We start from the raw sequence: 23,316 nt of genomic DNA, 5'->3' as shown, positions 1-23,316 counted from the left end.
CTCACTCTCGATCCGCCGAAACCGACGGTCTCATGGTTGTCACTGCCGGGTTGTCAGTGCCGGGTCGTCACCGCCGGCCCGGCTGTCAGCTTCGCGAATGCTGGTTCATCGCGTTGCGCTGGATGTTGGAGCAGGCCTTGCAGTGTGGCAGCAGGAGCTGGCGCGCCTTGCCGAGCAGCTGCAGCTTCTTGAGCACGGCGTTGGCCGGCCAGTGGTCGGGGATCCAGTTGCCGAGCGTCCGGTTCTTGAACATCCGCTGGGCGTTGCTGACGCTGGTCCCGGGGTCCTTCACCCCGCAGCGATGGCAGCCGAACCGGTCGCCGATGGCGTTGACGGCCTTTCGGACAGCCTTGCCGAAGCGCTGGGAGGTGCTGGGGGCCAGGACCGCCTTGCGGGCGAAGGGTCCCGGGCTGAAGATGCCGTCCCCGCCGCGGAGGCTCTTGGGGATCTTGATCTCGGGGAGATCGTCGCCGCAGCCGTTGTGGACGAGGAGCTGGCCGTCACCGGCGAGGACGTAGTAGTCGTGGACGCCTTCGACGGTGAGGTTGTGCACCCGCTCCTTACGGGTGGTGCGGTCGACCGCGGTGATCTGGATCCAGGTGCCGGAGGAGGCCCGCAGCCACATGCCCGGCTCAAGAGCCCTGGCCTGTACCCACTGTCCGGCGTCCGGCAGCCAGTACTCGTGGCCCGCCGTCGAGGTGATGGTGCCGCTCTTCGCTCCGTCCCGGCCGTCGGTGTCGACCGTGAGCGTCACGAGGTCCTTGCGGCCCTCGTGGCTCCGTGTGTCGGTCACCGCGCGGGCGCGGGTGTCACCGCCCTCCACGTCCGTGGCGAGGACGAGGTCACCCACCTCCAGCCGGTCGATGGCCCGGGTGGAACCGTCGGCCATGAGCACCGCGGTCCCGGGGACAAAGCTGTTGATCTTGCAGGCGGGAGCCGCCGGCGCGTCCGGCGCGTCCTGCTTGGGTGCCGGAGCGGGGGAGGGGTCCTTGGGCGTGGGAGCGGCCTTCGCCGCGTCGCCGGCCTTGTCGGCCGCGCGCACGGTGTCGCTCGCGGTGTCGAGAGCGTCGATGCCCTTGTCGACGTAGCGGCCGGCCTTCACGGCCGTCGCCCCGTATCCGGCGAACGGAATCGCCGAGGCCATGGACAGCGCGGCGTCGGTGTAGTTGCCCTCGGCCGCGTACCAGACGCCGTTGGCGACGTCGGCGACCTCACCGACGACCGGTACCAGGCCGACGACATCCAGCGTCGCGTGGCCGATGTCGGACAGGGAGAGCCCGAAGAGATGTCCGTCGATCTCGACGAAGCTGATCGGATTGCCGCCGGCGAAGGCGTAGCGGTTGCCGGTGAACGGGTCCGCCGCCAGCCGCATGTCGGCGAGCGCGCCGCCGTACATGTCGCGCGTCAGGAAGCGGTTGAGGCCCGGGTCGTAGCTCCGGAAGCCCATGTCGTACGTCCCCGAACCACCGTCCCAGCGCGCCGCGTTGTAGCGGAACGCGTTGTACGGCTCCTCGCCCTCGGGGGCGGCGGCGTCGGGCTTGTCCGCGCCGGTGAACTGCGCGTCGTCGTTCGAGCCGTAGGCGGTGTAGCCGTAGGTGGCCCGGGTGGTGCCGTTGTCCTTGGTGATCGCCTCCACGTCACCGCGCGGGCTGTAGGTGAACTGCGAGTACTCCTTGGAGCCGGTGTCCAGGTGCTTGATCTGGGTGAGTTTCTGCCCCCAGGGCGACAGCTGGTAGGACTTGTCCGCCTTTCCGCTCAGCTCCTCGCGCAGGACCTGGTCGTCCATGCCCAGGTAGGTGAACGCCCTGGTTCTGCTCTCGGCCCCTGAGGTGGTCTCGCTCACCGTGCGGTCGAAGGGGTCGTAGACGTAGTCGGTGGTCACGGCGGACGCACCGGCCCCCGACCGGCTCCGCTTCGTCCGGTCGAAGCCGTCGTAGGTGTTCTTCTGGATGGTCTGGCCGCCGGCGGAGATGGTGTCCAGACGGCCCAGCGGGTCGTAGTTGAAGGTGGAGCTGATACCTCCGGCGGAGGAGGACAGCAGCCGGTTGCGGTCGTAGCGGTGGGTTGTGTCGACCCCGCCGGCCGACTGCTCGATGACATTGCTGTTCGCGTCGTAGGTGTAGGTCTCGGTCGCCGAGGAGTCACCGCTCTTGGTGACCTTCGCGACGCGGTCCTGCGGGTCGTAGTCGTAGAGGTACGTGTTGTCGATGGACGCCGCCGGGTCATCGGCGTTCATCAGCTTCAGGGTGTCCTTGGAGCGGTGGCCGTTGGCCGAGTACTCCAGGTCGTGCTGGGCCACCACCGCGCCCGCGGCTGTCTTCTCCTGGGACCGCTTGACCGAACCGTCCAGGTAGTAGCTCAGGTCGAGCGTGTTGCCGTTCGGCTTGGTCTGTCGCAGCGACTGGCCCAGCGGGGTGTAGGTGAACGTGGAGATCTGCTGGTCGCCCGCCGTCGCCGAGTCCGCGTTGGTGACCTTGGTGACCAGGTCACGCGCGTCGTACTCGGTCTTCGACCAGGTGAGGTCGTGCGTCGAGGTGACGGGGTTGCCGTTGGCGTTGTAGGTGAGCGCGGTGGTGTTCTTCACCGTGCTCCCGGCGAACTCCTGCACCTTGGAGATGCGGTTGAGTCCGTCGTAGCCGACGCGGTACGTGTCGACGGCGGCACCCGGCGAGTTGTCCTTGACCTCGACGAGGTTGCCGTTGACGTCGTAGCGGTAGCCGAAGTCCTTCTTCTCGGTGTCGCTCTCGCCGCCGTTGTCACGGACCAGCTTCACCGCGTCGGCGAGCACCGTGCCGTTCGCCTTGTCCGAGACGCTGATCTTCTGCGGGCCGTCCTCCACGAAGGCGTAGCTGCCCAGGGAGATCCACTCGCCGGCCCGGGTGCTCTGGTCGACACTCCTCGTGGCGCTGCCGCCGTCGTGGTCGATGGTGAACGTGGCGTCGGTGGCGGCGCCGGCCACCTGGGGGTGGCGGACGAAGACCTCGTAGGTGCCCTTCTGCGGGATGTTCAGCTGCCACACGAACTGCCCCGTGCCGGTGCCGGCCGGGTGCGAGTAGGTGTCGTAGCCGTAGTTCCCCGGAGCGGTGGTCCGGTTCCAGGTCCCCTGCGAGGTGGTGTTGTGGAAGTCGGAGCTGTCCACGAGGGTGACGGCCCGGCCCACCGGGACTCCGTCGTCGGAGCGGCCCCTCTCATTGCCGGACGGGTAGAAGTCCCAGGTCATGGTGCGGGACTGGGAGCCGCCCGCGGCGGTCAGGGTGTTCTTGGTCTGCTGGCCGAGCTCGTTGTAGTCGTAGGAGGTGGTGATGTCCCACGGATCCTTGGAGCTCTTCGTCCAGCCGTTGTCGTAGTAGGCGTACTCGGTGACGTTCCGGACGGACTGGCCCTCGGACGGCGGGGTGGAGACCTGGAAGAGGTTGCCGACCTCGTCGTAGGTGTAGAAGGTCGTGTCCGGGGTCCGGTAGCGCGCGTCGTCCTTGTCGAAGGGCGAGCGCTCCTCCTTGACGCGGTTCAGCTGGTCGTAGACCGTCTCGGCGACGAAGTCCGTCGTGTCGTCGGTGGTTTCGACACCGCGCGGGGTGACCGTCCTGGTGGAGTTGCCGACCTGGTCGTACTCGTACTGGCTGGTGCGGTAGAGGGGGTTGCCCGAGGAGTCCTTGTTCCAGGGCTGCTTGGCCTCGATCAGGGCGTTGCGGGCGTCGTAGGCGGCGAGCGCCTCGTTGCCCTCGGCGTCGGTCGTGCCGATGGTGTTGCCGTCGAGGTCGAAGCGGTCGGTGGTGGTGGCTCCGATGGCGTCGGTCGTGGTGACGACCCGGTGGTTGAGGTCGTAGGTGAACTTCGTGGTGAAGGCGTCCGGGTCGGTGCCGGCGTTCTTCAGCGGGTCGACGACCTTGAGCACGTTGCCTGCGTTGTCGTACGTGGCGGTGGCCTTCTCGCCCTGCGAGTTCACCGTCTCGACGGCCTGGTAGATCTCGTCGTACCGGTTCGTCGTGGTGAAGTCACCGGCCTCCGCCGTGACATTGCCCTGCGGCTCGGTCTCGGTGAGGACATTGCCGGCTTTGTCGTAGGTGAAGGTCGACTTGCGCTCCGGGTCGCCGGCCTCGTCCCGCGGGAGTACCCGCTCGATGAGCTGGTCGCCCTTGTCGTACGCGGAGGTGGAGACGGCCCCGTTCGGCGCGGTCACCCGTGTGATGTTGTCGTTCGCGTCGTAGACGGGAGCGGGCGTGGTGATGAAGAGGTTCGCGCCCTGGTCCTTGGGTTCCTTCTTGACCAGCGGGCGGCCGAAGTCGTCGTAGGTCTGTGTGACCTTGGCGCCCTTGGCGTTGACGGCCTCCAGCACATTGCCGCGTACGTCGTAGACGAAGGTGGCGGACTTGCCCAGCGGGTCGGTGATCGTCGCCGGGTAACCGGTCGGACCGAAATCGCTGTTGGTGGTGGAGTTGCCGTTGGCGTCCGTCTCCTTGGTCAGCTGCCCCATGGCGTCGTACGCGTAGCGGGTGGTGTAGTCACCCACCGTCGCGGAGGCGACTCCCTTGGGGTCGGTGACCGCGGTCAGGTTGCCCGAGGCGTCGTAGCCGAATTCCCAGGTGCGGCCCTCCGGTGAGGTCTTGCGCCACAGGTCGGCGATATGGCCGTTCAGACCGGTCTGGTACTGGAAGGTCTGCGCCGGGGTGCCGTTCTTGTTGGCCTCCGGGTCCTTCTGCTCCAGCGGGTAACCGGTCTTCGGGTCGTACACCCAGGTGGTGAAGGCGCCGTTGGGCTCCTCCAGCCTGGTCACGTTGTTGTCCGCGTCCCAGGACATCTCGGTGACCTGGGACTTGGCGTTGGTGATCCGGGTCGGACGGCCGAAGCCGTCATGGACGTAGTCGGTGGGGTGTCCCTCGGCGTCGGTGACCCGCGTATTGATCACCGAGCCGGCGCTGCCGTCCGGGTCGGTGTAGACGAACTCCGTGGTGCCGCCGAGCCGGTCGGTGATGCTCTGCGAGGCCCAGTGGAACTTCGGGTCGTCGCCCTCGTTCGGGGCGTAGTAGTCGAAGGAGGTCGCGTTGCCGCGCGGGTCGGTGACCTTGACCAGTTTGACGTTCTTGTTGCCCTGTGTGGCGTCGTAGACGAAGCGGAACACCTTCGGCTGGGCGGAGCCCGCGCCGTCGGTCAGCTCACCGAGCAGCCCCTTGTCGCTGTAGACGAAGGTGAGTTCGCGGTCGTCGACGTCCCTGATCGACTTCACATGGTCCACGATCTTCGGGTTGGTGAGGTTGTCGCCCGTCACCTTGGCGCCCGCGTCGTCGATATAGCTGTACGCCTCGCCCTTGGCGTAGTAGTCGACGGTCAGCGTCTGCCGGCCCGCCGGATCGGTGATGTACCGGAGGAACTTGACGGGCTTGTTGTTGGACTTGCGCTCCTCGTAGGTGAACGACTGCGTGTTGCCGTTCTTGTCCACCGTCGAGGTGATGAAGCCGTCGCAGTCGAAGAAGAACACCGTCCGGTCGGGCCGCGTCAGCGACCAGGCCTCCGGGTCGCCGTCCGAGGACGGCTTGCAGTCGACGCCCGGCTTCTCCTTCAGCAGATAGTGGACGCCCGCCGGAGCCTTCCACGTACCGTCGTCCTGCTTGCGGAAGATGTGCGCGGTGCCGTCGCCGTCGGGCAGTGTCACCTCACGCGGCGTGGGGTTGGGGTGGAAGTCCAGCCCCATGCCCAGCCGCAGCGGCGAGGCCAGCTGGGCGGACCAGCCGTGGCCGAGGACGGTGTCGGAGGTGTCGAGGGAGTTGTAGGTGAAGCGGGCGAAGGTGGAGATCCCGCGGCCCGGGTTGGTGAAGGCGTTGTACGACCAGACGTTGTTGCCCGCGAACAGATTGTTCATCACGGACGCGCCGGCGCCGGTGTTCTTCCCGGTGTACGAGTAGAACTTCTCCATACCGAGCTGGTTCGACGTCGGGTCCTCGACGGCGACGTTCTGGCGCAGCCCGGCGATGCTGTCGGTGGCCGACATCCAGGTGCCTGCCGTCTTGTTCCGGACGTCCCAGGTGAGCACGTGGTCCGTGCGCTTGTTGCCGGAGCCGGAGTTGACCGGCGCCTTGACCTGGGCCTGCACCGTGACGGTGTCGCCGGGCGGCAGATCGCGCGGCAGCGCCGTCGCGACCTGGTTCCCGCCGGTGGTCGCGTCGGTGCCGTCCGGCAGCGCCCAGGTGTAGGTCAGCTCCTCGTTCGCGGCGCTCAGCACGCGGCCGGTGGTGTTGGTGAGGGTGACCTCGACGGTGTGCGTGTCACCGGGGATCATCCGGGCCGGGGTCCCCGCCGCGTAGTACGTCGACGCGGTGGTGGAGTCGATGTACGTGACGACGAGCTGCGGGCGCAGCTCCTGCTCCGGCGCCTCGGACGACAGGAAGAGGGTCCGCTCCTGCGGGCCGGCCTCGTCCGCCAGTTTGACCATCAGGCCCTTGGCCGAGGCCGGGTCCTTCACCCATCCCTGGGTGAGGGAGGTGGCGTCCCAGTTGTGCCGGGCCGGGTCGTTGGTCAGCTGGGAGACGGTGTCGGAGACCGCGGCCGCGTGGTCGCCGCCCGGCGTCGTCCAGGCGGTGGCGGCGTCGGCCTTGTTCCAGGTCGCGGTGGCCTCGTCGAACGACCGGGTGAGGGGCCGCAGTTCATACACCGCGCCGCTGCCGCCGGTGTTGGTGAGCGAGCCCCACAGGACCAGCTCGGACTGCATCACGCGGGCACTCGCCGGGATGTCCAGCGAGGGGAAGCCGAGGACGGCGCGGGTCTTGCCGAAGGTCGCCGAGTTGTTGCCGACCGAGAGCCAGTTCTGCTGGACGCCGGTGTCGCTGATGGTGTCGTGCGGTGTCGTGGGTTCGTTCGAGGAGAGCGTGGTGTCCCACTGGCCGCTCTGGAAGATCTTGGTAGTGCGTCCGGCCTTCGGGAGCCGTACGAGCTGGGTGGTGGCGGGGACGATCTGGCCGTCCGCGGTCTTCACCGCGACCATGTAGTAGTACGCGCGGCCGAACGGCTCCGGGTCCGTGGCGGCCGTCGGAGCGGCCGTGGTGTCGGTGAACGTCCGGACGTCCTTGCCGACGGGGGCGATCAACGTCGAGGCCGAGGGGGTGAACCGCTGGAAGACGCTGCGGTGGACCTGGTACTCGACGATGTCGTCGGCTGTGCCGGTGGACGGGTCCTGGTAGGCACCCCAGGCCAGTTCGGCGCCGGTGTCGTGGATCGTCGTCGGCGCCTTGAGGTCCGCGCCGGGGCGGCCGTAGGTGAGGGTGAGCTTCGGGTACGTCGCGGTCTCGCCGCCGTAGCCGTACCGGGAGGCGTGGTAGCGGGGGCCCCCGACGGCGGCGGTGGCCTCGTTCTCCGCCTTGACGACGAAGCCGTGGTTCGTCTGTGTGCCGTCGAGCCAGGACTGCACGGTGTCGCGGACGGAGAAGCTGTGCCACTTGTTGTACGTGTTGGGCTGCATCACGTCGGTGGCGGGCTTGACGAACCGCGCCGCGTCCGCGACGACCGCGGTCGACGTGGAGGCCGGGCCGTCACCGAGGACGAGCTTGCCCGCGGTGCCGGCCGCGAAGTCCTTGGTGCCCAGTGTCTTCCAGACGCCGCCGGTGCCGGCGGACTGGTCGACGGTGTACGGCGTGGTGCCGCCGTTGTGCGTCAGGGTGTACGGCGCGTTGGTGGCACGGTCGGTGGCCGGGACGGAGTGCACATCGACCCGGTACGCACCCGACTCGGCGAGCTGCGGCTGCCAGGTGTAGGTGTCGCCGGTGACCGCGTCCTTGTTGTAGAGATAGTCCCGGTTGATCGCGTACTGCGTGAACGCCGTGTTGGTCGAGGAGGGCCAGGCGCCCTTGGCCGCGGTCGTCCCCGCGTCCCCGTCATCGACGGTGACGGAGTAGGCCGACTGCTCGCCGACGAGGTCCTTGGTGCTGTTCCAGGTGGCCGTCGTCTCGTCCCACGGGCCGGTCGCCCGGTAGGCGCCGAGCGTGACGGGGAGATTGTTGGCGCTGTGGTTCTGGTCGTAGTAGAGCTGCATCCGCGCCGAGTCGATACGCGTGCGGGCGGGGATGCCGGACAGGTCGTACTTGATCAGGGAGCGGGTGTTCCCCACGGTCGTGCGGCCCGCGGAGAGCCGCCAGGAGTCCTTGAAATTGGCGTCGGGGTCGTCGGACGTGACCATCACGTCCTGCGACTGGGTCGGGGTCGGGGCGATCGTGATCGTCGGGTCGATGACGACGGGGTACTGCCGCTCGGGTGCGTCCAGCCACGCCGCGGACGGTTCGACGGTCAGCTCCCAGCCGCCGCCCTTCTTCGCCAGTCGCGTCGTGATGTCGGTGCTGTAGGCGGTTCCGTACGGGGAGTCCGCGTCCCGCCTGGCGTCCGTCATGTACGGCGCGGGGATCACCAGCACCGGGTCGGCGGCGGACTCCTTGTGGAAGGCCACCGAGCCGCCGGGACGCAGCTTCGGCGTGAGCCCGTCCGTATCGAGGGTGAAGGTGTACGCGGGCGCCTTCGCCGGCCGCTCCCTGAGCGTAAGGGTCTCCTTCACCTCGCCGGGACCGACCCGGTAGGCGAGATCGGCGCCGTCGACGGCGCCCGGGTAGCTGACGTCGGAGCCCTTGGCGCGGGGCGTGAGCCGGCCCGCGCCCTTGAGCCCGAAGGTGACGCCCTGACCGCCCGTGGTCTCGACGCGCAGGAGGGAGGCGGCGTCCGAACCGAACCAGCTCCGCGCCGTGTTGGCGGTGTTGGCGAAGGTGAATCCCTTGCGGTCGGCGGCGGTGACGCTCGTGTCGATCGTCTTCCAGCCCGCGCCCGACCTGAAGGCGGTCGGCACCGCGGATATCTCCGCCTGGGTGGTGCCGTCCGACATCTCCCAGTAGCGGGCGGTCGGCGTCCGGCGCTCCGTGAACTCCTTCACGCGCTCGGGCTTCCGCGCCTTGCCGCCCTTGGGCACGCGCTCGTTCAGGGGCACGGATTCCGAGGGCAGAACGGGCGGATCACCCTCGTCCTTCTCCCAGTTGTTCAGTTTTTCGCGCCACTCCCTCTCGTTGAAAGGGGCGGCGGCCTCCGCGGGGCCGGAAAAGGCAACGGGTTGCAGCAATGTACTGATGACGGCGAATGCCGCGAGGCCGGCCCATGAGCCGGGTCTCGGAATTCTCACTTTCGACTTCCCCTCAGCGTTGGAAAGCGGATCAGAAAGGCGCTGACACGGAGGGATGTCTAGAGATTGACGGAGTGTCATGTCAAGCGACAAGAAACTTCGCCGCAAAGGGAATTATCCTTGCAGATTTCTGTATTGCGGAAACTCGCCCCGATCCATCCGGTCGCTCGCCCCGGCGGCCGGGAATCGTGTATAACAGCCGGTTCCGCTTGTCCTCGTGTGCGCTTCAAGCCCTAGCGTTGCCTCCATGGAATCCATGGAGAGCAGGACGCTGGGACACAGCGGGATCACCGTCGGCGCGCTCGGCTTCGGGTGCTGGGCGATCGGCGGTGAGTGGCAGGACACCGCGGGCCATCCGCTCGGCTGGGGCGCGGTCGACGACGAGGAGTCCGTCGCCGCGATCCGGCGGGCCATCGAGCTGGGGGTGACCTTCTTCGACACGGCCGACGCGTACGGCACGGGCCACAGCGAGCGGGTGCTCGGGCGCGCGGTGCGGGGGCGGCGGGACGAGGTCGTCATCGCCACCAAGTGGGGGAACGTGTGCGACGAGACGACCAGGACCATGGTGGGCGCCGATGACACGCCCGCGTACGCGCGGCGCGCGCTCGCCGCGTCGCTGCGCCGGCTCGGCACCGATCACATCGACCTCTACCAGCTGCATCTGTCCGGCGCGCCGCTCGACCGGGCCGCCGAACTACGGGAGCTCTGCGAGGAGTTCGTACGCGAGGGGCTGATCCGCGCCTACGCCTGGAGCACCGACGACCCGGAGCGTGCCGCGGTGTTCGCCGAGGGGGCGCACTGCGCGGCAGTGCAGCACGCGTGCAATGTGCTCCAGGACGCGCCGGAAATGCTCGCGCTGTGCGCGGAGCGCGACCTCGCGAGCGTCAATCGCAGCCCGCTCGCGATGGGGCTGCTGGCCGGGAGGTCCGGGCGCGGCGGCCGGGGTGTGTCCGCCGGCGCGCGGGACATCCGTGCCGTGCCCCCGGCCTGGCTGCGGTGGTTCGGGGAGGGCGGGGTGCCGGCCCCCGAGTGGGCGGCGCGCGTCGAGTCCGTACGGGACGTCCTCACCAGCGACGGCCGCACCCTCGCCCAGGGCGCGCTGGCCTGGCTGTGGGCGCGCAGCCCGCATACGGTGCCGATCCCCGGCTTCCGCTCGGTCGCCCAGGCCGAGGAGAACGCCGGAGCCCTCGCGTACGGTCCGCTGCGCGAGGGCCAGATGAAGGAGATCCGCGACCTGCTGGCCGCGTGAATTCCCGCTGATGCCGGGAGGGGCACTGGTTCCTGGCCGGACAGATCCTAGGTCCGGTCAGGGATCCGGGCGCCCGCGCCGCCCACCCGGACGCGCGGGTCGCCCGGCCGCAGCTCCACCGTCAGCACTCCCGGGCGGCCCATGTCCGCGCCCTGGTGCAGGGTGAGCACCGATTCGCCCGGTACGACGCCGAGTTCACGCGCGTACGCGCCGAACGCCGCCGCCGCGGCCCCCGTCGCCGGATCCTCGACGACGCCGCCCACCGGGAACGGGTCGCGGACATGGAAGACGGTCGCGGACTCCCGCCAGACGAGCTGAATCGTCGTCAGATCCAGCCGTGTCATAAGCCTTTCGAGGCGTTCGAAGTCGTACGAGAGATCCGCGAGCCGCGCCCGCGTCGCGGCGGCCAGCACGAGGTGGCGGGCTCCGGCGAAGGCGATACGGGACGGCAGCGCCGGGTCGAGATCGGTCGCCGGCCAGCGCAGCGCGGCCAGCGCCTCCCGTACGTCCTGGCTGCCCACCTCCGTGACGTAGGGCTCGACGCTGGTGAGCGTGGCCCGCAGCGCGCCGTCCCGCTCGGTGACCGTCACCGGGACGCTCCCGGCGCGGGTCGCGAAGACGAGATCGCCGGGACCCCTGCGCTCGGCGAGCGCGACGGCGGTGGCGACCGTGGCGTGTCCGCAGAAGGGGACCTCGGCCTTCGGGCTGAAGTACCGGACGGTGAAGGCCCGGCCCGGCTCGCCGAGGCCCGGCGGCGGGGCGGTCAGGAACGCGGTCTCGCTGTAGCCCAGCTCCGCCGCGATCGCGAGCATCGCGCCGTCATCGAGTCCGGCCGCGTCCAGGACGACACCGGCCGGGTTGCCGCCCTCGGGGTCGGTCGAGAACGCGGTGTACCGAAGGACCTCACCCGGGGTTCCGGGGGAGGCGGACGCGGATGCGGAGTGTGGGCTCATGTTCCGGCCAACAGCGACGGCGGTCCGCCGCATTCCCGCGCGCCCGTGCGGCACCACACACGCGCCCGTACGGCACCCCTACCGCGCCCTCGCCCCCCTCGCCCCCCTCGCGCCCCCTCAGCCCCGGCCCACGAACGGCATCCCCGTCGCCAGCACCGTCGCGAACTGCACATTCGCCTCCAGCGGCAGCTCCGCCATGTGCAGCACCGTCGTGGCCACATCCGCCACATCCATCACCGGCTCCACCGCCAGCTCACCGTTCGCCTGCATCACCCCCTGCCGCATCCGCTCGGTCATGTCCGTGGCCGCGTTGCCGATGTCGATCTGCCCGCAGGCGATCCGGTACGGACGGCCGTCCAGCGACAGCGACTTGGTGAGCCCGGTCATACCGTGTTTGGTGGCGGTGTAGGCGATCGAGTCCGGGCGGGGCGCGTGGGCCGAGACCGAGCCGTTGTTGATGATCCGGCCGCCCCGCGGGTCCTGCGCCTTCATCAGCCGGAAGGCCGCCTGCGCGCACAGGAACGTACCGGTCAGATTCGTGTCCACCACCTTCCGCCAGGCCGAGTACGGCAGATCCTCCAGGGGCACACCGCCGGGGCCGAACGTGCCCGCGTTGTTGAACAGCAGGTCGAGACGGCCGTATCGCTCGCCCACCGCCGCGAACAGCGCGTCCACGTCCTCGGGTTTGGACACATCGGTCCGTACGGGCAGCGCGTCGCCCTCCATGGCGTCGGCCGTCTCCGTCAGCTTCTCGGGATGGCGGCCCGCCAGTACCACCGACCAGCCCGCGCCGCTCAGCGCCTTCGCGACCGCGCGCCCGATGCCGGAGCCGGCACCCGTCACCACGGCGATTCGCCCCTTGGTGTTGATGTTCCGCATGGCGTTCATGGTCAGGCAGGGTACGTGCGTTACGTGGGGTAGAACTTGGCGCAGCACGCGGTCCTCATCCAGTCGCCATGCGCATGTTGTGCGCACGACAACGGGGCGTCTTCGCCCTCGACTGCAATGCGAGTGACAACCGCCGTCAGGGGAGGGGCACATGACACCTGTACTTCGCCACGCACCGGCCGGCCGCACATTCGGCGGCTCCGTACCGGCCGGCACCCACTCCCCTGAACTGAGAGCCGCCGCCGCGCACCTCGGCCGCCGCCGTCTCCTCACCGGCACCGCTGCCGCCGCCGCGCTCGCCTTCGCCGTCAATCTGCCGGGCGCGGGGGTCGCGAGCGCCGCCGAGCTGGACGCCAGGAAGATCACCGAGGACCCGTTCACCCTCGGCGTCGCCTCCGGGGACCCGAGCCCCGACAGCGTGCTGCTCTGGACCCGCCTCGCGCCCCGCCCGTACGAGCCCGACGGCGGCCTGCCCGCCAACCGTGTCTCCGTACGCTGGGAGCTGGCCCACGACGCGGCCTTCCGCCGGATCGCCAAGCGGGGCGAGACCGACGCGCACCCCGAGTTCAACCACAGCGTGCATGTCGAGGTCCCCGGCCTGGAGTCCGGCCGGGTGTACTACTTCCGCTTCCGCACCGGCGGTTGGATCAGCCAGGTCGGCCGCACCCGTACCGCGCCCGCCGCGAACGCCAGGACGAGCGCGCTGTCCTTCGCCGCCGTCTCCTGCCAGGCGTACCACGACGGCTACTTCACCGCGTACAAGCACCTCGCGGCCGAGGACCTCGATGTGGTCTTCCACCTCGGTGACTACCTCTACGAGTACGCCGTCAACTCCGTCGGCGGCGCCCGTAACTACCAGGACCGCGAGCTGCCCGCGCACTTCAACCGCGAGACCGTCACGCTGGACGACTACCGGATGCGCTACGGCCTCTACAAGTCCGACCCGGATCTGCGGGCCGCGCACGCCGCGCACCCCTTCGTCGTCACCTGGGACGACCACGAGACCGAGAACAACTACGCGGGCGATGTCCCCGAGAACGATGTGCCGCCGCAGGAGTTCCTGCTGCGCCGCGCCTCCGCCTACCGCGCGTACTGGGAGAACCAGCCGCTGCGCGCCCCGCAGCGGCCCGACGGCCCCGACATGCGGCTCTACCGCAGGCTGCGCTTCGGCCGGCTCGCGCAGTTCGACATCCTCGACACCCGCCAGTACCGCGACGACCAGGCGTACGGCGACGGCTGGCAGCTGCCGGGACCGGAGTCCGAGGACCCGGGGCGCACGATGACAGGACCGAACCAGGAGCGGTGGCTGCTGGACGGCTGGAAGAAGTCCACGGCGACCTGGAACGTCGTACCCCAGCAGGTGACCTTCGCCCGGCGCCGCAATCTGTCGACGGCCGACTACAAGCTGTCGATGGACTCGTGGGACGGCTACCCCGCCTCCCGGCAGCGGCTGCTGAACGGGGTCGAGGCGGCGGGGATCAAGAACTTCATGGTGCTGACCGGCGATGTGCACACCGGCTACGCGTACGACCTGAAGAAGGACTGGGACAACCCGGGGTCGCGCACGCTCGGCACCGAGATCGTGGCGACCTCCGTCTCCAGCGGCAGGGACGGTACGGACCGGCCCTCCAACTGGGCCACGTTCATGGAGGCCAACCCGCACATGAGGTTCTACAACGGGCGGCGCGGCTATGTGACCGTGGCGCTCGGTGAGCGGCAGGCGCGGGCGGACTTCAGGACGGTCAATGTCATCACGACGCCCGGCGCCCCGGTCACGACGGCGGCGTCCTTCGTGACCGAGGTGGGCGACCCGGGGCTGAAGCCGGTCTGACGCGTCGCTCGGCCCCCTCCATCACTGAAACATCCGTCACCGAAATAAAGGTCTCGGCCGCTCCCGCTGACCTGAGAGCATGGGTACGGATTCAACGACATGGAGACAGGAATGCCGGACGGCGGCCGAACCACCGAAGGACGTAAAGGACATATACCGCACGAGCAGCGTCGCTCGGCATCGATTCCGGAACAGCGCGGGGCACCCCCGGGTGCCCCGCAGGCGGCTCCGCAAGCCGCGCAAGCGGCTCCGCAAGCCCCGCAAGCGCCACCGCAGGAGCGTGTCGCCGCCGCGCGTCGCGCCGGGCTGCTGGTCACCCTCGTACTCGGCGGGCTCACCGCGCTGCCCCCGCTGTCCATGGACATGTACCTGCCGGCCCTGCCGGAGGTCACCCGCTCGCTGAACTCACCGGCGGCGACGGTTCAGATCACCCTCACCGCCTGTCTGGCGGGCATGGCGCTCGGCCAGATCGTGGTCGGCCCGATGAGCGACAAGTGGGGTCGGCGCAGGCCCCTGCTGCTCGGCATGATCGTCTACGTATTCGCCACCGCCCTCTGCGCCCTCGCGCCCACCACCGAACTCCTCATCGGCTTCCGCCTCTTGCAGGGCCTGGCGGGCGCGGCGGGCATCGTGATCGCCCGCGCGGTGGTGCGTGATCTCTACGACGGCGTGGAGATGGCGCGCTTCTTCTCCACCCTGATGCTGATCTCCGGCGTCGCACCGGTCATCGCGCCGGTGATCGGCGGCCAGGTGCTGCGCCTCACCGACTGGCGCGGCATCTTCGCCGTCCTCACGGTGGTCGGCGTCATCCTCACACTGGTCGTCTGGAAGTGGCTGCACGAGACGCTGCCACCGGAGAGGCGGCACAGCGGCGGCACCGTCGCCGCGCTGCGTACGATGCGCGGGCTGATCGCGGACCGGGTCTTCACCGGCTACATGCTGGCGGGCGGTCTGGCCTTCGCGGCGCTGTTCGCGTATGTCGCGGCCTCGCCGTTCGTGGTGCAGGAGATCTACGGCGCCTCGCCGCAGACCTTCAGCCTGCTCTTCGGCGTCAACTCCATCGGTCTGATCGCCGTCGGCCAGATCAACGGCAAGGTGCTCGTCGGGCGGGTCAGCATGGACCGGGTACTGGGCTTCGGGCTGGTGGTCATCACCCTCGCCGCGCTGGCCCTGCTGCTGATGACCTCCGGGGTGTTCGGTCCCGTGGGGCTCCTCCCCGTCGCGGCGGCGCTGTTCGTACTGATGTCGGCGATGGGGCTCGCGATGCCCAACACCAACGCCTCGGCGCTGATGCGGACGCCGCACGCCGCCGGCTCGGCGTCCGCGCTGATCGGTACGTCGTCGTTCCTGATCGGTGCCATCGCCTCGCCGCTGGTGGGGATCGCGGGTGAGGACACGGCCGTGCCGATGGCGGTCGTGCAGCTGGTGTGCGCCGTCGGCTCGCTGGGCTGCTTCCTGGGCTTTGTCAGGCCATGGCAGCGGCACTAGCAACCGAGGGAGAGCCCCGCCACCGCCACCGGCGCCTGACCACCGCTTCTGATCGGTGGTTCTGATCGGTGTTTCGCGTGCTGTCCGCGCCGGGGCTCTCCCTCAGCCCTGGCGCAGATAGCCGACCAGATGCGGGCGGTCCTTCGAGTCCGTCCAGCGGAAGAGCCCGACTCCCGACGTCTCCGCGCTGGGCAGCCGGACATTGGTCGCCAGCGCCTCGGGCGTGGCGGTCGTCAGATTCACCTTGACCGGGTTGCCGCCGCCCGCCAGCGCGTCCGACGTGTTGCGGGCGCTCACCGCGCCGTACGCGATGCCGTCGTCCGACACGGTGGTCAGCGTCAGCGGCTGCGTGCCGTCCGTCTCCTCGAAGCAGTACGCCTTCTTCGCGTCCAGGTCGAAGGCGAGCCGCCCCGCGATCAGGAAACGGCCGTCGGGGGAGGCGATGAGGCGCGGGTCCTCGGCCGGGTTGATGGCCGGCTTACGGCACCGCACCTGCGCCACGGACTTGCCGGTCGCCGCGTCGTGCACCGCCCAGATCTCGTGCGTACGGGCGTCCGCGGCGCCCTTCTTCTTCTGCCACTTGGCGAGAATGAACCCACTCGCCATCGAGGCGGGCACCCCCGAGGCGCTGTCGGTGTCCTTGGGCGCGCCCTGCCGGCTGTACCAGCCGCCGCGTACCCAGAACTCCTTGGCCCCGCTGACCAGCAGCCCCTTCTCGGTGACCCCGCGCACCTCGGTCAGCTTGCGGCACTCCTTGCAGTCCTTGGGGTAGCCGAGCGAGCCCGGCGGGACCTTGACCACCTCGGCGGTCGCCGGATCGATCACCGCGCTGGTGGCCTTGCCGTCGCTGATCAGGATGGCGGGCCCGGCGGCGCTCACCTTCGGCGCGTCCGCCCAGGGGGTCTCGACCCGCTGGCGGGTGCCGTCGGAGGCGTTGTAGATGTCGAGCGAGACGATGGAGTCGGCGGGGCGCAGCGCGTCCGCGCTGAGCCTCCCGTACGACCAGGTGACGAAGTACTCCTGGCCGTCCTTGGTCACGGACAGCAACCGGGGGAACCGGTCGGGGGCGAACAGCGGTCGCCAGGGCTCCCCGTCCCAGCCGCGCTGCCCGGTCTCGGGGTCGATCGTCCGCAGCCGGAACCGGTCCATGCCGACCCGCTCCAGATAGGCGAGACGGTTTGTGTCATGGGCGACGGCGACATCGGGGGAGCCGCCGACGATCTCCCAGCCGCGCGCGGTGTCGTACGCGTCGGGAACGCTGAGCCGCGGCGCCCGGTCCAGGACGTTCGTCACGGGCTCTTTGGCCGCGCCGTCGTCCTTCTTCGTCTTGGCGGCCTTGTTCCCGCCGCCACAGGTGGCGAGCAGGAGCAGCAGTGCCAGCACGATGATCCCGCCGACGAGGATCATGCGGACGACCCGTTGTCTTGTGGTCCCCGTGCTGGGTGGCCGGTACTGTCTCACGCGCAGTCTCAATGTGTCCCCAGTGAAGGGCGGCTACGGGGCAAGCATCGCCAGCGTAGCAACTGCTTCTGTGACCCTCGCAGTTCGATCCGGGCACCGGGGCGCACCGTGTCCGTTTCCCGGCCCGGGGTGCCCGCTTGCCCGCCCGATGGCGCCCGCTGTCCCTGTCCGGGCCTTAAAATTCGCCGGTGAACGCCACCCTCTCCACCGCCGAAGCGCTGCGCGCCGCGCTCGCCGGGCTCCTCGACGGACTGCCGCCCAAGCAGGCCGCCCAGGCCGTCGACCGGCTGATCGCCAACTACCGGGGCACCACCCCGACGGACGCGCCCGTACTCCGGGACCGGTCCGATGTCGCCGCGTACGCCGCGTACCGGATGCCGGCCACCTTCGAGGCGGTACGGGCCGCGCTGGACGCCCTGGCCGACGCGGCGCCCGGGTGGGCGCCCGGAAGCCATCTGGATGTGGGCGGCGGCACGGGGAGCGGGGTGTGGGCGGCGGACGCGGTCTGGGCGGAGCCCGGTGATGCCCGTACCACCACGGTCCTGGACTGGGCGGAACCCGCGCTGGCCCTGGGCCGAGAACTGGCCGCCGCCACGGCCTCACCCGCGCTGCGCGCCGCCGAGTGGCGCCGGGCCAGGATCGACGCGGCACTGAAACTGCCGGAGAGCGACCTCGTGACGATCTCGTACGTACTGAACGAACTCACCGAACGCGACCGCACCGCCCTCGTCGCCGAGGCGGCGCGGGCCGGGCAGGCCGTGGTGATCGTGGAGCCCGGTACGCCCGACGGCTATCTCCGGATCATCGAGGCCCGCGACCAGCTCATCGCGGCGGGGCACCGTATCGCCGCCCCCTGCCCGCACGATGGCGCGTGCCCGATCGAACGGGGCACGGACTGGTGCCACTTCGCGGCGCGGGTCAGCCGCTCCTCGCTGCACCGCCAGGTCAAGGGCGGCTCGCTGCCGTACGAGGACGAGAAGTTCAGCTACGTCGCGGCGGCCCGCTTCGACACGCACCCGGCGCGGGCCCGGGTGACGCGGAAGCCACAGATCCGCAAGGGCCAGGTGCTTCTGGACCTGTGCACGAGGGACGACGGCCTGCGCCGAGACACGGTCACCAAGCGCCACGGCACGGCGTACCGGGCGGCGAGGGACACGGCCTGGGGCGACACCTGGCCGCCGCACGAGGCGTGATTACTGAGCGACGAAGGCGACGAAGTCGTTCCAGGCGGTGGGGGTGAGCAGGAGGACGGGCCCGGTGGGGGACTTGCTGTCGCGTACGGGGACGATGCCGGTGGGGGCGAGGTTGCGGGCGAACTCGACGCACTCGCCTTCGATGGTGCTGCTGTAGCTGGATTTCTCCCACTGTGCGCCGGAGACCGCGAGGAACGACCGGCTGAACTCGACGCACTCGCCGCCCTGGCCGCTGCTGTAGCTGGACTTCTCCCACTGTGCGGCGGAGAGATCGAATGTGCTCATCGGGTCCAGTCCTCCATTACCTTGCGCAACATGCCGACCGACTCTTCCGGACCGAGCGCGTCGGCTCGCAATCGATCGTAGAGCACGCTCGCATCTTTCACGGTCTTCCGGGAGTCGGTCACATGGCCTGCCCCCAGCGTCTCTTGGTAGAGCATGTCGGGCTCGTCGTCGGCGAACTTCAGCAGCGTGAAACCCAAATGCCAGGACATCGCCCCTGAACTGAACGGGAGCACCTGAAGGGTGAAGCGAGGAGACTCCGCTTCCTTGATCAGGTGTGCCATCTGCTCAGCCATCACCGCCGGACTGCCCACCACCCGCCGTAGGCAGGACTCGTCCAGGACGACCCAGACCAGCGGGGGATTCTCGCGTTCCAGTACTTGACGACGCTTCAGTCGCAGCCCGACCCTAACGGCGATGTCCTCCGGCGTGTCGGTCGGATTCGCCTTTCGGAAGACCGCCTGCGCGTATGCCTCGGTCTGCAACAGACCCGCTACCAGCCCGTTGCTGAAGTTCAGAGTCGCGGACGCCTGCCGTTCGAGCAAGACGTACGGCTCGAACCAGTCGGGATAGCCACCCTTTTCGGCGCAACGGTCCCGTAGCCGGGCGAACGTACGCGGCGTACCGAAGACTTGATCGCAGCCCGCGGCGAACTCGGGGCTCGCCATCCGATCCCCGGCCTCCACCTTCGCCACGTACTGCTGCGCGTACCGCGCGGGGGCGCCCACCTCGCGCTGGCTCAGCCCTCTGGCCAGCCGCCACTCCCGCACCTCGTTGCCGAAGTAGGCGGCTCCGCTGACCGGTCCGACCGGCCCTTTCGGTTCGTCGGCCATACCTCTTCCTCCTTCACCCCAGGCCCGTTGACGTGCGCTCAACCCTGTTCGGCGAAGGCACGCATGCCGAATCTTGAACACACACAGTAATGCCACGACGACGGAGGGGCGCGCCAATGGCAGAGAGGGAAGCACCGGCCTCGGCCACCGAGGACTACGAGGTGGTCGTATTGATCCCCGCTGGGGTGCCATGGGAATTCGCCGAACCGACACCGGAGTTGGTGCGGCGCGTGGAGCGCGGACTGCGGAGGCTGGCCGATGAGGCGAAGTGAGGCGCGCAGGCGTCTGTCGCTGATGATCGCCGCGTACGGGGTGGACGGTTCGCTCGTCGTACCGAATTCCGTGTACGACCCCGGCGCCGAGGGCGCGGACCTCGCTCCCGGGGACGCGCTCAAGTGGCCGCCGTGCGTGTGCGGTCACCCGTCGTGCCCCGACTCGGCACCCCGCCCCGGCGAGGACGAGCGATGACCGTATCCCTACCCGCGCGTGAGCCGGCTCCCGCGACCGGGTGCGACGTGTGCGCGGCGCTCTGCCGACAGCGCGAGGACGCGCGGGCGGTCGGCAACGGCCGCATGGTGCGGGACTGGAACGACGAACTCCGCAACCACCCGCACCGCCGCCCGGAGGACTGGAAATGAGCCCTCTCGCGCACCCGCGCCCGCGCCCGCTTCCTGTGTCACGGCCGGGGCCGGGCGAACTCCGCGTCGGCATGGCGGTGTTCGACCGCCACTACGACATGCCGGCGGAGATCACCGGCTTCGCCGGCCCGATGGTCCTCCTGACCCGCCCCACCGGCCTCCACTGGCGCGTCCACCCCATCTCGCTCCGCCCCGCCACGCCGTACGAGGAACGCCAACTCCTCGCTCTCGCGGCCCTCCACAGAACCCGCCTGAGAGGCCGCTGAAGCCGTTCTATGCGACTTCGTGACTTGAGCCGCGCCCGCCTTGTGGCGCGGGTGCCACCGTCCGTAACTTTCCGAGTACAGACCGGAGGAGGTTCGAGTGGAAGAACTGCGGGTGATCGCAGGCGGGTCCTGCAATCAAGGTGGCGATGACGATGACAAGTGTGGGAACGGCGACTGCCCGACTGTGTACGCCACACCAGAGCCCGGCATGCTGGCTGTCCAGGGCTACGACGTGGCCCACCCGACTCCGGACGGCGAGTCGATTGTGTTGATGCCCGAGGACATCCTCAAGGAGGCGGCCCGTGCCCGTGGATGGCTCTAGCCCTGTGCTGCTGGACGGCGACGAATGGCAGGCGTACTTCCGAGACTTCAAGCGCTCCGCATTCCGGCTGGAAGTCCACCAGACGTACACCATGCCAGCAGAGGACGCCACCGTCCGTGACTTCCTGGCCGGAGCCCCGAAGCCGGACGGCTTCAACGCGCCATGGCACCAGACCATTCGGGATCATGCGGCAGCCGGGCGGACGATGACCCGTGCCAAGATCGTCCGCCGGCCGCTCACGCCGTACAGCCGATACCTGTTCGAGTGGTGCATCCCGGGGAACGTGGCGGCCGGGGAGAACTACCACATAGTCGATCTGACGGACCGACCGAACCCCGGACTGCCTGGGCAGGACTTCTGGCTGTTCGACGAGACGGTCGTGGTCCATCTGAACTATCGCCCTGACGGGACGCAAATCAATCGGGAACTGATCCAGGACCCGGACATTGCCTCGTATCTCGCATGGCGGGATCTCGCCCTGGAAAGTGCAGTACCGTTCAGTGCCCATAGAACCTGAAAAACAATCACGCGAGCGGAGAGATCTGGCGGAGGCCCTTCGGGGCCTTCGTCGTGCATCCGGTCTGAGTGGCGAACGGCTGGCGATTCGCTGCAACATGAGTCAAACGAAGATCAGCCGCATCGAAACCGGCAGAGCGCTGCCGACGGTTCTGGATGTCGAGCGCATCCTCAGGGCGCTTTCCGTACCCAATGAAGTCGCCGAAGAGATTGTCGGTTTGACCCGTAGGGCGAACGTTGATTACGTGTCGTGGCGCGCGCACGCGAGGGTCGGCCTCTACCACAAGCAGGCGGAACTGAAAGCCCTTGAATCCTCGGCGCGTGTGATACGGCATTTCCTGCCGGCTGTTCCGACGGGCCTGCTCCATGTCCGTGAGTATGCGACGGAGACACTGTCGCCGACCGTCATCGGCGACCCGAGGAGGGACGTCGCGCGAGCGGTACAGGCACGCTTGGATCGTCAGGCCATCCTGGACGATGCCTCACGATCCTTCTGGTTTCTGATGACTGAACAAGCTGTCAGGTGGCGGCGTGTGCGTGCTGAGACCATGGCGGCCCAGTGCGCGCACATGGCCCAGGTCAACGGGAAGCCCAATGTGGAGATGGGGATCATTCCCGACGCGGCGCAGGTTCCGGGCATCCCGATGAATATCTTCGTCGTGTATGACGACCGCTTGGTGACTGTCGAACTGTTCTCCGGTGAAGTAGTGCTGCGCGATCCGAGAGACATAACCCAGCATCTGAATCTGTTCGATCTCTTTTGGTCCCACGCGCTGACGGGTGATGACGCCTCAGCCTACTTGGAAGAGGCGGCGACCAGGTTTATGCGTCAACGCGACTAGCGCTTCATCTGTACCTGGGCCGACGGGATGATGGATTCAACCACTCGGTATTTTCCCTCACCAGGAAGGTATATCGATGCTGAATGGCACCGATCTGTACGCGCTCGACATTGACGGAGCCGCGTTCGCCAAGGCATGCGGCGGCAACACCCACCCGGACGGGGAGTCCTGCGTGACTCTCGCCCGGATCGGCGAGGACGCCTGGGCGCTGGGTGACAGCAAGCGACCAGGCGTGGAGCCACTGCGGTTCTCCACGGAGGAATTGAGTACGGCCGGTATTGACCCCGCGCGATTCGGTCTCCCGGTCTGACGGCCTTGCCCCTGCCGGTCCCGGCCTCCTCCGAGAGTCGGGGCCGGTGCGGGGCTTTCACCTTCGACCGAGCCGAACGGAAAGACTCTTGCACCACCACGGCTACCTGTGGACCGGCCCGAAACAACGCTTCGACGAGGAAGGTCTGCGGCGGCCACCCCATCCCGAGCCGCCCCCGGCCGCAGCATTGGGTGACGGGGAACGGTTGCGGCTACAGGAGCGGTACCGAGAGGTTGTGGCTGAGTTCCCGCGATCCAACCTGCCGCCCATCGAGACCGCGCACTGGCTGATGAAGTCCAGGACTTCTGTCCTGGGCACCTGGGAGGAAGCCAAGGAAGCGGCGGCGTGGCTCGGCGACCGACTGTCCGAGTACGCGCCCCGCTTCGACTCCGACGCGGTCCGGGACACCACGCACGTGACCATGCTTGTCGACTCCGCCGTCGAACGGCTCGGATGGGGTGGTGACGTGTCCTTGGGTATCTACCTCGAACGTCCCTTGTTCCTGTCCTTGGCGCTGGTGACGTGCTCCCCGAACCGCTCGGTTCCTGAACTGGTCTGCCCTCGCCGACAGGGGAGTGACGTCTGAGCCGGGTCACGTGCGCTGACGACGCTCTGTGCTTTCGTGCTGCCCCCAGCCCTACACGGTTCGGTATGCCCGGAGAAAGTCGTTCATTCAAGCAGGTCGCGAATGTATCCCCGTAGCACTTCGGGGGCTGATTCGCATCTGATCTCGTTGAGGTGTGCAAGTTCCCCGGCATCCGTGAATTCACCGGATCCGAAGCCCAGAAGGGCATTGAGCTGTGATTCGAGGGCTGCGTGGTTCTGCTCGCATGCGGCGGTAACGGAAAGGATGGTTGCCAGCATTCCCCCGTCGGTCGACGAGTAGCTGCCGATCTGGTCTGTCGCCTCATCTGCCCCGAGTTCTCGCTGGCTGGCATCGAGGGAGGTTATTTTTCGAACAATTTCGAGCAGGTGACGGGCGTGCACAGTCTCGTGGGCTTCCTTGGGTTAGTAGGGGCTTGGCCATGGGTTGTCGTGGTAGGAGTTCCCCGCCGTTCGGGAGTTTCTAGTCATTCCTTGATACGAGGCTCACGCGCGA

At 68.7% G+C, this 23,316-nt stretch carries 20 protein-coding genes; 13 read left to right on the top strand and 7 right to left on the bottom strand.

The window, feature by feature from the left end; translation table 11 throughout:
- Nucleotides 1-85: 85 nt before the first annotated feature.
- Nucleotides 86-8,956, bottom strand: a complete 8,871-nt coding sequence (locus M1203_RS09580; RefSeq protein ID WP_249949146.1) for a DNRLRE domain-containing protein — start codon at nt 8,954-8,956, stop codon at nt 86-88.
- Between the two features lie 436 nt (nt 8,957-9,392).
- On the opposite strand from M1203_RS09580, the gene M1203_RS09575 reads away from it, so the two are divergent.
- Complete coding sequence (locus M1203_RS09575; RefSeq protein ID WP_249949145.1) at nt 9,393-10,394, top strand: aldo/keto reductase; 1,002 nt, start codon at nt 9,393-9,395, stop codon at nt 10,392-10,394.
- A gap of 47 nt (nt 10,395-10,441) precedes the next feature.
- Here M1203_RS09575 and M1203_RS09570 read toward each other — a convergent pair whose 3' ends face one another.
- Nucleotides 10,442-11,347 (bottom strand): PhzF family phenazine biosynthesis isomerase, encoded by a 906-nt coding sequence (locus tag M1203_RS09570; protein WP_249949144.1) that lies wholly within the window; start codon nt 11,345-11,347, stop codon nt 10,442-10,444.
- Between the two features lie 117 nt (nt 11,348-11,464).
- On the bottom strand, nt 11,465-12,235 hold the full coding sequence (locus M1203_RS09565) for an SDR family oxidoreductase (protein ID WP_249949143.1): 771 nt from the start codon (nt 12,233-12,235) through the stop codon (nt 11,465-11,467).
- A gap of 151 nt (nt 12,236-12,386) precedes the next feature.
- On the opposite strand from M1203_RS09565, the gene M1203_RS09560 reads away from it, so the two are divergent.
- Together M1203_RS09560 and M1203_RS09555 are read left to right on the top strand one after the other, a co-directional pair.
- Nucleotides 12,387-14,066 carry an alkaline phosphatase gene (locus M1203_RS09560; RefSeq protein ID WP_249949142.1) on the top strand — a complete coding sequence of 560 codons (1,680 nt, stop codon included), beginning with the start codon at nt 12,387-12,389 and terminating at the stop codon, nt 14,064-14,066.
- Nucleotides 14,067-14,165: 99 nt separating this feature from the next.
- On the top strand, nt 14,166-15,554 hold the full coding sequence (locus M1203_RS09555; protein ID WP_374402564.1) for a multidrug effflux MFS transporter: 1,389 nt from the start codon (nt 14,166-14,168) through the stop codon (nt 15,552-15,554).
- 102 nt (nt 15,555-15,656) lie between these two features.
- Here the strand turns inward: M1203_RS09555 and M1203_RS09550 are convergent, their stop codons facing one another.
- Complete coding sequence (locus tag M1203_RS09550; protein WP_249949141.1) at nt 15,657-16,961, bottom strand: hypothetical protein; 1,305 nt, start codon at nt 16,959-16,961, stop codon at nt 15,657-15,659.
- Nucleotides 16,962-17,203: 242 nt separating this feature from the next.
- Between M1203_RS09550 and M1203_RS09545 the strand changes: the two genes are divergently transcribed.
- On the top strand, nt 17,204-18,208 hold the full coding sequence (locus M1203_RS09545; protein WP_249949140.1) for a small ribosomal subunit Rsm22 family protein: 1,005 nt from the start codon (nt 17,204-17,206) through the stop codon (nt 18,206-18,208).
- On the opposite strand, the gene M1203_RS09540 is transcribed toward M1203_RS09545, so the two are convergent.
- Both M1203_RS09540 and M1203_RS09535 read right to left on the bottom strand, forming a co-directional pair.
- On the bottom strand, nt 18,209-18,493 hold the full coding sequence (locus M1203_RS09540; RefSeq protein ID WP_249949139.1) for a DUF397 domain-containing protein: 285 nt from the start codon (nt 18,491-18,493) through the stop codon (nt 18,209-18,211).
- Entirely contained in the window at nt 18,490-19,323 is an 834-nt protein-coding gene (locus M1203_RS09535; protein ID WP_249949138.1) for a helix-turn-helix transcriptional regulator, read from the bottom strand. Before M1203_RS09535 ends, M1203_RS09540 begins: the two co-directional genes overlap by 4 nt.
- A gap of 116 nt (nt 19,324-19,439) precedes the next feature.
- On the opposite strand from M1203_RS09535, the gene M1203_RS09530 reads away from it, so the two are divergent.
- The 9 genes from M1203_RS09530 to M1203_RS09490 all read left to right on the top strand — a co-directional run bounded on the left by M1203_RS09530 (nt 19,440) and on the right by M1203_RS09490 (nt 22,803).
- A complete protein-coding gene (locus M1203_RS09530) occupies nt 19,440-19,595 on the top strand; it encodes a hypothetical protein (protein ID WP_249949137.1) in 156 nt (51 codons plus the stop codon).
- Nucleotides 19,582-19,791: a hypothetical protein gene (locus M1203_RS09525; protein ID WP_249949136.1), complete on the top strand. Its 210-nt coding sequence runs from the start codon at nt 19,582-19,584 to the stop codon at nt 19,789-19,791. Before M1203_RS09530 ends, M1203_RS09525 begins: the two co-directional genes overlap by 14 nt.
- Nucleotides 19,788-19,961 carry a hypothetical protein gene (locus tag M1203_RS09520; protein WP_249949135.1) on the top strand — a complete coding sequence of 58 codons (174 nt, stop codon included), beginning with the start codon at nt 19,788-19,790 and terminating at the stop codon, nt 19,959-19,961. The genes M1203_RS09525 and M1203_RS09520 overlap by 4 nt, the downstream gene beginning before the upstream one ends.
- Nucleotides 19,958-20,227, top strand: a complete 270-nt coding sequence (locus M1203_RS09515; RefSeq protein ID WP_249949134.1) for a hypothetical protein — start codon at nt 19,958-19,960, stop codon at nt 20,225-20,227. The genes M1203_RS09520 and M1203_RS09515 overlap by 4 nt, the downstream gene beginning before the upstream one ends.
- A gap of 97 nt (nt 20,228-20,324) precedes the next feature.
- The gene (locus M1203_RS09510; RefSeq protein ID WP_249949133.1) at nt 20,325-20,549 is read left to right on the top strand and encodes a hypothetical protein; all 225 of its coding nucleotides are present in this window, start codon (nt 20,325-20,327) and stop codon (nt 20,547-20,549) included.
- Nucleotides 20,550-20,553: 4 nt separating this feature from the next.
- Nucleotides 20,554-21,066, top strand: coding sequence for a DUF6879 family protein (locus tag M1203_RS09505; protein WP_374402752.1), 513 nt, complete (start codon nt 20,554-20,556; stop codon nt 21,064-21,066).
- A complete protein-coding gene (locus tag M1203_RS09500) occupies nt 21,035-21,907 on the top strand; it encodes a helix-turn-helix transcriptional regulator (RefSeq protein ID WP_308404859.1) in 873 nt (290 codons plus the stop codon). Before M1203_RS09505 ends, M1203_RS09500 begins: the two co-directional genes overlap by 32 nt.
- A gap of 76 nt (nt 21,908-21,983) precedes the next feature.
- On the top strand, nt 21,984-22,217 hold the full coding sequence (locus tag M1203_RS09495; protein ID WP_249949130.1) for a DUF397 domain-containing protein: 234 nt from the start codon (nt 21,984-21,986) through the stop codon (nt 22,215-22,217).
- Between the two features lie 88 nt (nt 22,218-22,305).
- Entirely contained in the window at nt 22,306-22,803 is a 498-nt protein-coding gene (locus tag M1203_RS09490) for a hypothetical protein (RefSeq protein WP_249949129.1), read from the top strand.
- Nucleotides 22,804-22,886: 83 nt separating this feature from the next.
- Here the strand turns inward: M1203_RS09490 and M1203_RS09485 are convergent, their stop codons facing one another.
- Nucleotides 22,887-23,204 (bottom strand): hypothetical protein, encoded by a 318-nt coding sequence (locus tag M1203_RS09485; protein WP_249949128.1) that lies wholly within the window; start codon nt 23,202-23,204, stop codon nt 22,887-22,889.
- Nucleotides 23,205-23,316 lie beyond the last annotated feature (112 nt).

Origin of the sequence: Streptomyces sp. 35G-GA-8 (genome assembly GCF_023534745.1) — a bacterium.
GTDB lineage: Bacteria > Actinomycetota > Actinomycetes > Streptomycetales > Streptomycetaceae > Streptomyces.
This window is presented reverse-complemented; position numbering and strand designations above follow the sequence as displayed.